The organism is Pseudomonas sp. OV226, from assembly GCF_003148705.1.
Taxonomy (GTDB): Bacteria; Pseudomonadota; Gammaproteobacteria; order Pseudomonadales; family Pseudomonadaceae; genus Aquipseudomonas.
The window spans coordinates 199,087-212,591 of the sequence record NZ_QGGS01000004.1 but is presented as its reverse complement, the minus strand read 5'-3'; the positions used below and the strand labels follow the sequence as shown (position 1 = coordinate 212,591).

Genomic DNA, 13,505 nt, shown 5'->3' with positions numbered 1-13,505 from the left:
TACTTTGTATAGGCCGATAGACGTTGCTGGCGGGCGTCCCAAGCCTGACGTATCCTTCGCGGTTCTTGGAGTCGACTGACTCGTAAAACTGCATTTTTCTCATGATTTCCGGAGTTCGCTGAATGTCTGTCGGTTGGCTACGCGCCTGTGCGCTGGTGATGTTGGGGCTGTTCAGCGTGTCTGCGCTGGCCAAGGATAAAACCGCGATCGTGATCGGCGGCGGGCTGTCCGGCCTGACCGCGGCTTACGAACTGCAGAACAAAGGCTGGCAGGTCACGTTGCTGGAAGCCAAATCGAGCCTGGGCGGTCGCTCCGGGATGGCCACCAGCGAGTGGATCGGCAACGACAAGGCCCAGCCGGTGCTGAACAAGTACGTGTCGACCTTCAAGCTGAGCACCACGCCGGCCCCTGAATTCGTGCGCACCCCAAGCTACCTGATCGATGGCGAGTACTTCTCGGCCGCTGATCTGACGACCAAGCAACCGGCCACCGCCGACGCGATCAAGCGCTACGAAAAGACCCTGGACGATCTGGCGCGCTCGATTGACGACCCGCTGAACCCGCTCGCTACCAACACGCTGCAATCGCTGGATTCGATCACCGTGTCCAACTGGCTCGACAAGCAGAACCTGCCGGCCACTGCGCGTCAGTTGATCAACCAGCAGATTCGTAGCCGCTACGACGAACCTTCGCGTCTGTCTCTGCTGTACTTCGCACAGCAAAGCCGTGTCTACCGTGGCATTTCCGATCGTGACCTGCGCGCTTCGCGATTGGTCGGCGGCAGCCCGGTGCTGGCCCAGGCGTTCGTCAAGCAACTGAAAACCATCAAGACCAACTCCCCGGTCTCGGCAATCATTCAGGACAAGGACGGCGTCACCGTCAAAGTCGACAACGTCGGGTATCAGGCTGACTACGTGGTACTGGCCGTGCCGCTGCGCGCGCTGAACAAGATCCAGATGACCCCGGCGCTGGACGCCCAGCACCTGGGTGCGATCAAAGGCACCAACTACGGTTGGCGTGACCAGATCATGCTCAAGTTCAAGACGCCTGTGTGGGAACCCAAGGCGCGCATGTCCGGCGAAGTCTTCAGCAACACCGGGCTGGGCATGCTGTGGATCGAGCCTGCCTTGAAGGGCGGCGCCAACGTAGTGATTAACCTGTCCGGCGACAACGCGCGGGTGATGCAGGCGTTCGGCGACAAACAGATGGTCGATCAGGTGTTGATCCGTCTGCACACGTTCTATCCACAAGCGCGTGGTTCGTTCACCGGTTATGAAATCCGTCGCTACAGCACCGACCCATCGACTGGCGGTGCCTACCTGGCCTTCGGTCCAGGCCAGATCAGCAAGTTCTGGCGTCTGTGGGAACGTCCGATTCAGCGTGTAGCCTTCGCAGGCGAACACACCGACACCTTGTACCCGGGCACTCTGGAAGGCGCATTGCGCACTGGCCAGCGCGCAGCCAGTCAGGTAGAAGACCTGGCGGCGGGCAAGTCGTTTGAACCGGCTAAAGTGGGCCCGGCAGCAACTGCGGCGGCGGCCGGCGCCGTGGCGGCGAAGAAAGGCAACTTCTTCAGCAACCTGTTCGGCGGTTCGGATGACGACAAGAAGCCAGAGCCGGTCAAGGCGCCTGAACTTGTCGCTCCACCAGCACCGACCCCAGCACCGGTCGTTGCACCGGCACCGGTTGAAGCACCGAAGCCTGCAACACCCGTGAAAGCCGAACCCGCCAAAAAGGCGCCGGCCAAAGCTCCGGCGAAGAAACCGGCAGCCAAACCCGAAACCAAAAAGGCTCCGGCGAAGAAAGCAGAGACCGCGAAGAAGCCAGCGGCCAAGCCCGCTACGACTCCGGTAGCGGATGCCAAGACGCAGTAAGCGTCGGGATAAAAAAAACGCGGCAGCAATGTCGCGTTTTTTTATGCCTGTAGAAAACCAAGGCCCTGAGTCGAATAAACACCGGGGGGCAGGTGTTCTTTAGTTGGACTTCATTTTTTCTCACACATTGGTCTTTAATCTTTCCTTAACACGCCTATTTCAAGCTCTTGATCGTATTTCTCGATATTTCAAAGCGAAATTTTCGGCTTTAATTCGATAGATAACTCGATAGTCTTGGGCCAGAACTTACAGGGACTTGGCAATGCAACTACGAAACTCTATCTCTCGCTACGGCTGGGTCAGCATCTTCATGCACTGGGGTGTAGCGCTGGCAGTGTTCGGTTTGTTCGGTCTGGGTCTGTGGATGGTCGATCTCGGCTACTACGACCCTTGGCGCAAGGCAGGACCGGATCTGCACAAGAGCATCGGTCTGATCCTGCTGGGTGTCATGGTGTTGCGTGTGTTGTGGCGCTTCATCAGCCCACCGCCGCCAACGCTGACCAGCTACAGCCGCATGACGCGCCTCGGCGCCATGTTCGGGCATGCTTTTCTGTATCTCTGTCTGTTCGCTGTGATGATTGCCGGTTACCTGATTTCCACCGCAGAGGGTGTCGGGATTCCGGTGTTTGACTGGTTTGAAGTGCCTGCACTGGTTTCCGGACTACCGGACCAGGCAGATAACGCGGGTGCGATTCATCTCTACCTGGCGTGGGCGCTGGTGATTTTTTCCGGTCTCCATGCGTTGGCAGCATTGAAACACCACTTTATCGACCGTGATGTGACCCTCAAACGAATGCTGGGCCGCAAGGCCTGAAGTTCAACTTACCCCCCAAGGAATACAAGACATGTTGAAAAAGACGCTCGCCGCTTTGGCAATCGGTTCCGCCCTGCTGTCCGCTAACGTGATGGCAGCTGACTACACCGTCGACAAAGAAGGCCAGCACGCCTTCGTTGACTTCAAGATCAGTCACCTGGGTTACAGCTTCATCACCGGCACTTTCAAGGACATCGACGGCAAGTTCAGCTTCGATGCTGCCAAGCCGGAAGACAGCAAGATCGAGTTCAACGTCAACACTGCGAGCGTTTTCACCAACAATGCCGAGCGTGACAAGCACATCTCCAGCAAAGACTTCCTGAACGCCAGCAAAGCCACGTTTGTTTCCACCAGCGTAAAATCCACCGGTAAAAACGCCGCTGGCAAAGACACTGCTGACGTGGCTGGTGATCTGACAATCCTCGGTGTGACCAAGCCAATCGTGGTCAAGGCTACTTTCCTGGGTGAAGGCAAGGATCCATGGGGCGGCTACCGTGCAGGCTTTGAGGGTACTTTCAGCCTCAAGCGTTCCGATTTCGGCAAGCAAAAAGACTTGGGCCCATCGTCCGATGCGGTTGAGATGTACGTGACCTTTGAAGGTGTGAAAGCGAAGTAATGCTGAGACCGTAGGAGCCGAGCTTGCTCGCGATAGCGCAATTGGCAACACCTGCAAAACCGAGGTGAACCCATCGCGGGCAAGCCTTGCTCCTACAGGTTTACGTTAGTGCATAAAAAATGCCCCTGATCGCGAGATCAGGGGCATTTTTTTATGGCAGGAAAAACTTAGCGGTTGCGGGTCAGCAATGCTGGTTTTTCGCCACGCGGACGGCCTGGCAGTTGATCAAGTTGCTCAGGAGTCGGGAAACGATCGGTTTTCGACTCCTTGTGAATGATCTTCGGCGCTGGACCGCGCGGGTTCTGCACGGCCGGTTCCGAACGCGGCTGATCGTCACGAGCGGGACGACGGTTGCGACCTTCTTCACGACGGGCCTGACCGTCACGTGGAGCGCCGCTGCGTGGACCGCTGCGCTTGGCTGGCGGCGTGCCGGTGGTGGCGCCGTCGCTGCTGCGCGGACCGCTTTGGCGACCCTGAGGCTTGCCGCCGGTACGCGGAGCAGCTGCGCCAGCGGCCGAACCCTGTGCCGGAGCACCCGGACGGCGGCCACGACCCTGAGCCGGTTTGGCTTGAGGAACGTAATCGACGCGGTTACCAAAGTTATCGATATCGTCGTCCAGGAACTCGTCTGGGGCACGGTCAGCCGAGGCAGCGCGTGGCGCCGGACGCTGTTGTTCGCGCGCCGGGGTGCCTTCGCGTGGCTTGTGTTCACGTGCCGGGCGATCACCGCGGGCCGTGGCGGCAGGTTTTTCCTTGCCGCCCTTGTCCTTGCCCTTGTCTTTACGACCGCCACCACCGCCGGTGCCGTTCGGGCCGTCGCCGCGCGGGCCACGTGGGTTGCGCGGGTTACGCACATCCGGACGCTCACGGACTTCAGGTTTCTCGGCTTCTACAGCGCTGGAGTCGAAGCCCATCAGGTCGCCGTCGGCGATTTTCTGCTTGGTCATGCGCTCGATGCTTTTGAGCAATTTCTCTTCGTCGGGCGCGACCAGCGAAATCGCTTCGCCCGAACGACCGGCACGGCCAGTACGGCCAATGCGGTGAACGTAGTCTTCGTCGACGTTCGGCAGTTCGAAGTTGACCACGTGGGGCAACTGGTCGATGTCCAGGCCACGCGCCGCGATGTCGGTGGCTACCAGAATGCGCACTTCACCGGCCTTGAAGTCGGCCAGGGCTTTGGTGCGAGCGTTCTGGCTCTTGTTACCGTGGATCGCGACAGCGCTGAGGCCGTGTTTGTCCAGGTACTCGGCCAGGCGGTTGGCGCCGTGCTTGGTGCGGGTGAACACCAGCACCTGTTCCCAGGCGCCATTGGTGATCAGGTGGGCCAGCAACGAGCGCTTGTGGCTGGCAGCCAGGCGGAACACACGCTGTTCGATACGCTCGACCGTGGTGTTCGGCGGCGTGACTTCAATGCGTTCCGGGTTGTGCAGCAGCTTGCCGGCGAGGTCGGTGATGTCCTTGGAGAACGTCGCCGAGAACAGCAGGTTCTGCCGTTTGGCCGGCAGGCGGGCCAAAACCTTCTTCACGTCATGGACAAAGCCCATGTCGAGCATGCGGTCGGCTTCGTCCAGCACGAGGATTTCCACGTGGGACAAATCGACGCTGCCTTGGCCGGCGAGGTCGAGCAAGCGGCCAGGGCAGGCCACCAGCACGTCAACACCGCGAGACATGGCCTGAACCTGCGGGTTCATGCCGACGCCGCCGAAGATGCAGGCGCTGACGAACTTCAGGTCACGGGCATAGAGCTTGAAGCTCTCGTGTACTTGAGCCGCGAGTTCGCGAGTCGGGGTCAGGACCAGTACGCGCGGTTGGCGCGGGCCGTGACGCTGGGATTTGTCCGGGTGACCGTTGGGGAACAACCGCTCCAGAATCGGAAGGGCGAAGCCGCCGGTTTTACCAGTACCTGTCTGAGCCGCGACCATCAGGTCGCGACCTTGCAACACGGCGGGAATAGCCCGCTGTTGCACCGGAGTAGGCTCGGTATAGCCCGCTGCCTCGATGGCGCGGACTAAAGCCTCGGAGAGACCGAGGGAAGCAAAGGACATGAGTAATCCTGTTTTAGTTAGGGCTTGGCCCAATGGGAGTCTTGCCTGGCGCGAATAGCGTTTAAGAGGAACGCAATCCCGTCCGGTCCTGCTGGAACTCAAAAGCTCGTCTGGAGTGCTCGCGCGGGCCGAAAGCTGCGCTGTAGCGGGGTCGAGATGCCTTGAACAAGTCCGAGCGTCCGGGCGTGAGCCTGGCGGGAACGCCGGAGTATAACAGAGCAATCACTGCGCGCCGCTTTCCTGCTGCTCAACGGTTTTTATAGGGTTCGCGTTGGCGGTGTCGGTGTTAAGGGCGGCACCGGGTTGCGCCCCGTATCGGGCGCTCAGTTCCGCGTAGGCGGGCTCGCGCTTGAAGCGCTTGAGTTCGGCGCCGAAACGCTGCACCAGCAAATCCATGCCGGCATTGCGACGTACCGCCAGAAACTGACTCTGGTGGCTGATGACGGTCGGATTTTCGGTGATCCTGTCGCGAATGCCCAATTCATCGAGCAAATGCTGGCCGACCCGGCGATCAGTGATCAGCAGGTCGATCCTCCCCCGTACCAGCTTGCCGAAATTAGCTTCATGGGTGGGCGCCGGTTCACGGATGAACAGCGGCGAGTCGCTGAAATCCTTGCTGTAGAGGTAGCCCGGTGAGGTGCCGATGGTCAGGCCTTTCAGATCGCTCAAGGTGCGAAACGGGTGGGGCCGCTCATTGGCGTAGAACATCACGAACTCGACTTCCGAGAGCGGTTCAACGGGATAGAGCAGGGTCGCGTCACGTTCGGCACTGTGGAAAATGTCCAGCGCGCCATCGGCCTGACCGGTTTCAAGCATCGACAGGCAGCGTTTCCACGGCAGGAACTGCCAGTCAACTTCGATCCCCAGGCGTTTGAAGACGATGGCTGTGGTTTCGTAATCCAGCCCCAGGAATTTGCCATTTTCCTCATAGACATAAGGCGCCCACGGTTCGGTGACAATGCGCAGCTTCTCGCCTTGGGCGGCAAAGCTCAGGCAAGTAAAAAGCAGAACTGTCAGAAATCGCGAAATCAGGGGCATGGCGTGAGATTACGACGAGAAACCATAAAGAGCCAGAAACTGGATCCGAAAGCTCTGGCACAAAGTAAATCCCATAAAAAAGGCCCTGGATTTCTCCAGAGCCTTTTCATGATGTTGCACTGTTTCAGCGCGGCAACTTCAGGTTGTTCCACACCGCCAGACTCGCTTCAGCCTGGTTCAGTGTGTAGAAGTGCAGGCCGGGTGCGCCACCTTGCAGCAGGCGTTCGCACATCTCGGTGATGACTTGTTCACCAAAGCCTTGAATGCTTTGGGTGTCGTCGCCGTAGGCTTCCAGCTGTTTGCGGATCCAGCGCGGGATTTCCGCACCGCAGGCGTCAGAGAAGCGCGCCAGTTTGCTGTAGTTGGTGATCGGCATGATCCCCGGCACGATCGGGATGTTCACGCCCATCGCCCGTACACGCTCGACAAAATAGAAGTAGCTGTCGGCGTTGAAGAAGTACTGGGTGATCGCACTGTCGGCACCGGCGTTAGCCTTGCGCACGAAGTTTGCGATGTCGTCTTCGAAATTGCGCGCTTGCGGGTGCATTTCCGGGTAGGCGGCGACTTCGATGTGGAAATAATCGCCGGTTTCTTCACGAATGAACTCGACCAGGTCATTGGCGTGGCGCATTTCACCGCTGGCCATGCCCATGCCCGAAGGCAGGTCACCGCGCAGGGCAACGATACGCTTGATGCCGGCGGCCTTGTATTGGGCCAGCAGGCCGCGCAAGTCGTCCTTGCTGTCGCCTACGCAAGACAGATGCGGTGCGGCAGGAACTTTGACTTCGCTTTCGAGCTGCAACACGGTGTTGAGGGTGCGATCACGAGTCGAACCGCCAGCGCCATAGGTGCAGGAGAAGAAATCGGGGTTGTAGGTGGCCAGCTGACGAGCAGTGGCGATCAGCTTTTCATGCCCAGCATCGGTCTTCGTAGGGAAGAACTCGAAGCTGTAGCGACGATCTTGGGACATGGAGGAAACCTCCAGCTACAAACCGCAAACCACAAGCTGCAAGAGAAGCGGAGGTGCGCTCGTCTCTTGTGCCTGGAACTTGCTGCCTGACACTGTTTTGGCAAATTGGGGCAAAGCGGCGGGCTTCGCGCGGCAAGCTCGGCTTTTGGCCTTTGCTTGCCGCTTGAAGCTCACAACTTGCAGTTGCTCTTAGTAGCGGTAAGCGTGCGGCTTGAACGGACCTTCGACGGTCACGCCGATGTAGTCGGCCTGGGTCTTGGTCAGTTGAGTCACAACACCGCCGAAACCGCGGACCATTTCCAGGGCCACTTCTTCGTCGAGCTTCTTCGGCAGCACTTCAACAGTCAGGCGCTCGGCTTTCTGGGCTGGCGACAGGTCGGCGTATTTCTGGCCGAACAGGAAGATCTGAGCCAGAACCTGGTTGGCGAACGAACCGTCCATGATGCGGCTTGGGTGACCGGTAGCGTTACCCAGGTTAACCAGACGGCCTTCGGCCAGCAGGATCAGGTAGTCATCGTTCTGGGCGTCGAACGCGCCCGGGCCGGTGCGGTGGATTTTGTGAACCTGTGGCTTCACTTCTTCCCACGCCCAGTTCTTGCGCATGAAAGCGGTGTCGATTTCGTTGTCGAAGTGACCGATGTTGCAGACTACGGCGCGCTTCTTCAGGGCTTTGAGCATGTTCGAGTCGCAAACATTGACGTTGCCGGTGGTGGTCACGATCAGGTCGATCTTGCCCAGCAGCGCTTTGTCGATGCTCGCTTCGGTACCGTTGTTGATACCGTCGATGAACGGCGAAACCAGTTCGAAACCGTCCATGCAAGCTTGCATGGCGCAGATCGGGTCGACCTCGGACACTTTAACGATCATGCCTTCCTGACGCAGGGACTGAGCAGAGCCCTTGCCCACGTCACCGTAACCGATGACCAGCGCTTGCTTGCCGGACAACAGGTGGTCGGTACCGCGCTTGATCGCGTCGTTCAGGCTGTGACGGCAGCCGTACTTGTTGTCGTTCTTGCTCTTGGTCACCGAGTCGTTGACGTTGATGGCCGGGATTTTCAGCTCGCCCTTGGCCAGCATGTCCAGCAGGCGGTGAACGCCGGTGGTGGTTTCTTCGGTCACGCCGTGGACGCGGTCGAGGATCGCCGGGTATTTCTTGTGCAGCAGCTCGGTCAGGTCGCCGCCGTCGTCGAGGATCATGTTGGCATCCCAAGGCGTGCCATCTTTGAGGATGGTTTGCTCCAGGCACCACTCGTACTCTTCTTCAGTCTCGCCTTTCCAGGCGAAAACCGCGATGCCCGCAGCAGCGATAGCGGCAGCGGCCTGGTCTTGAGTCGAGAAAATGTTGCAGGACGACCAACGTACTTCGGCACCCAGGGCAACCAGGGTTTCGATCAGCACGGCAGTCTGAATGGTCATGTGGATGCAGCCGAGGATTTTTGCGCCTTTGAGCGGCTGCTCACCAGCGTATTTACGGCGCAGACCCATCAGGGCAGGCATTTCGGATTCGGCGATGATGGTTTCGCGACGGCCCCAGGCAGCCAGGGACATGTCGGCAACTTTGTAATCGTTGAAATCTGCAGGCGTGTTGACAGCGCTCATGAAGAGCCTCCATTCGTAATGTATGCGAATGGGCGCCGTTGTGCGTTTAGTGTCTGACCGATAACGGTCAAGCAACGCCCCATCCGAGCCTGACAGGTCGAGCCTGCTGCAGCGCCCCTCGGACAGGTGGCGGGAAAACGGTATCAATGAATCGTTACCGTTTTGAAACGGTGGCGATTATAGCCGTGTGAGCGATACTTCCAAAGCGTTTCTGTTGGTCAATGTCTGAACGGTAATCGAGACCATAGTCTATGCGTAATAGAGCTCTAGGTCGGGCTCTGCCATGATGCCTCCCATCATTTGGCAAGACGCTCAGGAGTGAATATGAATTTCCACACCCGCAAATGGGTAAAACCTGAAGACCTCAACCCCAACGGCACGCTGTTCGGCGGTAGCCTGTTGCGCTGGATCGACGAAGAAGCGGCGATCTATGCCATCGTTCAACTGGGCAACCAGCGCGTTGTCACCAAGTACATTTCCGAAATCAACTTCGTCAGCGCCTCGCGCCAGGGCGACATCATCGAATTGGGCATCACCGCCACCGAGTTCGGTCGCACCTCGATCACCCTGACTTGTGAAGTGCGCAACAAGATCACCCGAAAAAGCATCCTCACCGTGGAAAAGATGGTGTTCGTCAACTTGGGCGAAGACGGCTTGCCGGCGCCGCATGGCCGCACCGAGATCAAATACGTCAAAGACCAGTTTCAGGATGACGTCGAGTAGGAGCCGAGCTCGCTCGCGATGACGTCTTTCGCATCACCGCCGCCACCGGGCTGAACCCATCGCGGGCAAGCCGTGCTCCTACAGGCGTGGTTTCGTTTTTCCGAACACTGAACAGCTCCGAACCACGCGTGTCGTACCTTCATGACACGCCACTGGTTCAGGAATGCTATGGATACCCCAAAAGACGGCAAGACCCCGAACCTTTCGGCTGAAGAAGAGCACGAAGTCGAAAAGAACCAGCCACCTCGTGCGGCGGTACTGCATGAAATCATCCGTACCCAAGGCGACCAGGAACTGGAGCGCAGCATTGCTGCGCTGTGGTGGTCGGCGCTGGCAGCGGGGTTGACCATGGGCCTGTCGTTGATGGGCATGGGTTTGCTCAACTCGCGCCTGCCGGACGGAGAAGGTTTCAAGGTGATTGCGAGCTTCGGCTATTGCGCCGGCTTTCTTGCCGTGATTCTCGCCCGTCAGCAACTGTTCACCGAAAACACCCTGACCGCCGTGCTACCGGTGATGACCAAACCGACACTGGTTAACGTCGGCCGACTGCTGCGGCTGTGGACGGTGGTGCTGGTGGGTAATCTGTGCGGCACGTTGTTGGTGGCGTATGTGATGCTGCATTTGCCGATTTTCGACAGTAAAACCGACCTGGCCTTCCTTGAAATCGGGCGCAAGGTCATGGAAAACCACACCGGCCAAATGTTCGCCAAGGGCATTGTCTCCGGCTGGATGATCGCCACTATGGTCTGGATGATTCCGTCCATGGAAAGCGCGAAGCTGTGGATCATCATCCTCATCACCTATTTCATGGCGCTGGGAGACTTCACCCACATCGTCGTCGGGTCGGCCGAGGTGTCTTACCTGGTGTTTGCCGGCGAGTTGCCGTGGAAGGATTTCTGGCTGGTGTTCGCCGGGCCGACGCTGGCGGGAAATATCATCGGCGGCAGCTTTATCTTTGCCCTGATCAGCCATGCGCAGATCCGTAGCGAGAGCGGGCCACCGAAGAAGGATGCGGATCAGGCGCCGGATTCACGCAAACGCGAAGAGGAGTAAAGACAGGTGCATCGCGTCAACTTCATCGCGAGCAGGCTCACTCCTACAGGGAAGGGCGCGGTCCATGTAGGAGTGAGCCTGCTCGCGATAGCAATGTCATGGGCGATGCAGCTATTCAGCCTAAGACATTGACCGCAGCCGCACTACGACGCTGCAGGTAAATAAAGAACAACGCTGTCAGCACCGTCAAACCGCTGACCAGCGCGCCGGTCCATGGCAAGTCCGCCAGATCGGCGCCACTGGCGACCACCAGTCCGCCAATCCACGCGCCGGTCGCATTGCCGAGGTTGAATGCGCTTTGGTTCAGCGTCGAGCCGAGGTTGGGCGCTTCGTGCGCCTGATCGATAATCAGCAGTTGCAGGATCGGGCACAGGGCGAAAGCAAAAATCCCCCACAACACCAGCGTGATCGCCGCCGGGATGACCGAGTGACTGGTCTGCGTGAACGCCGCCAGCACCACCAGCACAGCCAGTGCCATGCCCACCAGCGAGGGCAGTAAACGGCTGTCCGCCAATCGACCGCCAAGCATGCTGCCCGCCGTCAAACCTACGCCGAACAGCAGCAACATGATGGTCACGCCATGCGGGCTGACGCCGGTGATGTCTTGCAGGATCGGCGCGATGTAGGTGAACACGCTGAACAGGCTGGCCGACGCCAGCACGCTCATGCCCAGCGCCAACAACACATTGATCTTGCCCAGCACCTTGAACTCGCTGGCGAGATTGGCCTTGTCCATGGCGATGTGTTTCGGCAACCAGAGCCATTGCGCGATGGCGGCAATCACACCAATCACCGAGACCGCCCAGAAAGTCGAGCGCCAACCGGCGTATTGCCCAAGCGCGGTGCCCAATGGCACGCCCAGTACGTTGGCCAGCGTCAGGCCGGTGAACATCATCGCAATGGCCTGTGCCCGCTTGTTTGGTGCGACCAGGCCGGCCGCGACCACCGAACCGATGCCGAAGAACGCACCGTGGCATAGGGCCGTGACCACGCGAGCCGCCATCAACGTGGCGTAGTCCGGCGCGAGCGCGCACAAGACGTTGCCCAGAATGAACATCAGCGTCATCCCCAACAATGTCGCCTTGCGCGGCATGTTGGCGGTGCCGACCGCCAGGATCGGCGCGCCGAACACGACGCCCAGGGCGTAGCCGGTGATCAGCAGGCCCGCGTGCGGGATGCTGACGGCGAGGTCGCGAGCGACATCGGGCAACAGGCCCATGATGACGAATTCAGTGGTGCCGATGCCGAACGCGGCAACAGCGAGGGCAAGCAAGGCGAGTGGCATGCGCAAGGTCTCTGTCGGTAGTCTTGACGCTGTGATCAGGCATACGCAGCCCGACGACCGATCTCGGAGAGAGCGGGCATGGACAGTCATTATTGGAATTAGTCTGTGTGCAACTGAGTGCGGCGTGGTCGCTTGCAGTATAAACAGCAGCTGATATATGACGTATCAATTATCTGGGCGCTTCCCGCAGGGAACAAAAACAAATAAAGGAGTGTGCCGTGCTTGCGACGGCTCTGGTGTTGGTGGCGGCGCTGTTGCACGCGGCGTGGAATACCCTGATCAAATTCAGTGCGGAGCGCTTGTTGGTAGTGGCCTGCATGGACAGCGTGGCACTGTTGTTTGTCGCGGTGATGGTGCCGTTCTTGAACGTGCCGCCCATCGACATCTGGCCGTGGATTCTGGCGTCGGCGGCGTTCGAGTTGCTTTACCGTTACCTGCTGATCCAGGCATATCGGGTCGGTGACCTTGGCCTGGTGTACCCGCTGATGCGTGGCTTGTCGCCGCTGGTGGTGCTGACCTTAACGCTGATTTTTGCCGGGGAAGTGCTGACGAACCAGCAGATCTTTGGAATTCTGCTGATCCCGTTCGGTATGGCGTGCCTGCTGTGGCAGGGTGGTGGCGGCGCGCGATTGCCGTGGTCGATGCTACCCGTGGTGGCACTGATCGGCTTGTGCATCGGTTGCTATACCTACATCGACGGCCAGGCGTTGCGGCGCTGGTCTCATCCTCTGGATTATCTGGTCTGGGTCACGTTGCTCAGTGCCTGGCCATTCCCCTTGCTGGCGTTGGTGCGCAAGCGCCCGGCATTCAAGTTGTTCTGGCGTGAACAATGGCGACTGGGGTTGGCGGTCGGGTTCTGTGTGTTGTTCAGCTACGCTCTGGTGCTGTGGGCTATGCAGCTGGGTTCGATTGCCGAAGCGGCGGCGTTGCGTGAGATCAGCGTAATTCTGGTGGTGCTGTTTGGCATGCGTTACCTGAAAGAACCTTTTGGTCGACCGCGACTCCTTGCCTGTGGGCTGGTGATGATTGGCATATTGGTGATGAAGTTTTAATCGAAACCCGAATGTCTAAAACTGAAAAAGGATTGCTCTATGACGGTTGCACTGTGGTGCATTTTGATCGCGATTTTCCTGCCGTATATCTGCACGGGTGTCGCCAAGATCAGTGGCGGGTACAGGCTGAAAGATAACCATGACCCCCGGGATTTTCTTGATTCGCTGGAGGGGTTGGGCAGACGTGCGCATGCCGCGCAACTGAACAGTTTTGAAGTGACCCCGGCATTTGCGGCTGCGGTGATCGTGGCTCACCTAGCGGGCAATGCCGAGCTGGTGACGATCAACGTGCTGTCGGTGTTGTTCATCACTAGCCGGTTGCTGTACATCATTTGCTATTTGGCCGACTGGGCGACTTTGCGGTCGTTGGTGTGGTTTGTCGGGATGGGGTTGATTGTCAGTTTCTTTGTGGTGTCGGTCTGACAGCAACCTCGGC

The 13,505-nt window shown here is 58.9% G+C and carries 12 protein-coding genes and 1 riboswitch; of the genes, 7 read left to right on the top strand and 5 right to left on the bottom strand.

Annotation, left to right across the window (positions count from 1 at the left end; genetic code table 11):
- Positions 1-122 precede the first annotated feature (122 nt).
- The 3 genes from C7534_RS09490 (at position 123) to C7534_RS09480 (ending at position 3,304) form a co-directional block, all read left to right on the top strand.
- Positions 123-1,874, top strand: coding sequence for a flavin monoamine oxidase family protein (locus C7534_RS09490; protein ID WP_109785612.1), 1,752 nt, complete (start codon positions 123-125; stop codon positions 1,872-1,874).
- Between the two features lie 262 nt (positions 1,875-2,136).
- Positions 2,137-2,688: a cytochrome b gene (locus C7534_RS09485; RefSeq protein WP_046029787.1), complete on the top strand. Its 552-nt coding sequence runs from the start codon at positions 2,137-2,139 to the stop codon at positions 2,686-2,688.
- 31 nt (positions 2,689-2,719) lie between these two features.
- Positions 2,720-3,304 (top strand): YceI family protein, encoded by a 585-nt coding sequence (locus tag C7534_RS09480; RefSeq protein WP_046029788.1) that lies wholly within the window; start codon positions 2,720-2,722, stop codon positions 3,302-3,304.
- 167 nt (positions 3,305-3,471) lie between these two features.
- Here the strand turns inward: C7534_RS09480 and C7534_RS09475 are convergent, their stop codons facing one another.
- From C7534_RS09475 to ahcY, 4 genes are all read right to left on the bottom strand, one after another.
- A complete protein-coding gene (locus C7534_RS09475; protein ID WP_077431122.1) occupies positions 3,472-5,349 on the bottom strand; it encodes a DEAD/DEAH box helicase in 1,878 nt (625 codons plus the stop codon).
- 222 nt (positions 5,350-5,571) lie between these two features.
- Complete coding sequence (locus tag C7534_RS09470) at positions 5,572-6,387, bottom strand: substrate-binding periplasmic protein (protein WP_109785611.1); 816 nt, start codon at positions 6,385-6,387, stop codon at positions 5,572-5,574.
- Between the two features lie 124 nt (positions 6,388-6,511).
- Positions 6,512-7,357, bottom strand: a complete 846-nt coding sequence (metF, locus tag C7534_RS09465; protein WP_109785610.1) for a methylenetetrahydrofolate reductase [NAD(P)H] — start codon at positions 7,355-7,357, stop codon at positions 6,512-6,514.
- A 189-nt stretch (positions 7,358-7,546) separates the two neighbouring features.
- Positions 7,547-8,956, bottom strand: coding sequence for an adenosylhomocysteinase (gene ahcY, locus C7534_RS09460; RefSeq protein WP_109785609.1), 1,410 nt, complete (start codon positions 8,954-8,956; stop codon positions 7,547-7,549).
- A gap of 23 nt (positions 8,957-8,979) precedes the next feature.
- A riboswitch (S-adenosyl-L-homocysteine riboswitch) is annotated at positions 8,980-9,082 on the bottom strand.
- 198 nt (positions 9,083-9,280) lie between these two features.
- Here ahcY and C7534_RS09455 point away from each other — a divergent pair.
- Both C7534_RS09455 and C7534_RS09450 read left to right on the top strand, forming a co-directional pair.
- Positions 9,281-9,679, top strand: coding sequence for an acyl-CoA thioesterase (locus tag C7534_RS09455; RefSeq protein ID WP_046029793.1), 399 nt, complete (start codon positions 9,281-9,283; stop codon positions 9,677-9,679).
- Positions 9,680-9,847: 168 nt separating this feature from the next.
- Positions 9,848-10,732, top strand: a complete 885-nt coding sequence (locus C7534_RS09450; RefSeq protein WP_109785608.1) for a formate/nitrite transporter family protein — start codon at positions 9,848-9,850, stop codon at positions 10,730-10,732.
- Between the two features lie 115 nt (positions 10,733-10,847).
- On the opposite strand, the gene C7534_RS09445 is transcribed toward C7534_RS09450, so the two are convergent.
- Positions 10,848-12,017 (bottom strand): MFS transporter, encoded by a 1,170-nt coding sequence (locus C7534_RS09445; RefSeq protein ID WP_109785607.1) that lies wholly within the window; start codon positions 12,015-12,017, stop codon positions 10,848-10,850.
- Between the two features lie 218 nt (positions 12,018-12,235).
- Between C7534_RS09445 and C7534_RS09440 the strand changes: the two genes are divergently transcribed.
- A complete protein-coding gene (locus tag C7534_RS09440; protein WP_046029796.1) occupies positions 12,236-13,069 on the top strand; it encodes an EamA family transporter in 834 nt (277 codons plus the stop codon).
- Between the two features lie 39 nt (positions 13,070-13,108).
- Positions 13,109-13,492: an MAPEG family protein gene (locus C7534_RS09435; RefSeq protein WP_046029797.1), complete on the top strand. Its 384-nt coding sequence runs from the start codon at positions 13,109-13,111 to the stop codon at positions 13,490-13,492.
- Positions 13,493-13,505: the final 13 nt, after the last annotated feature.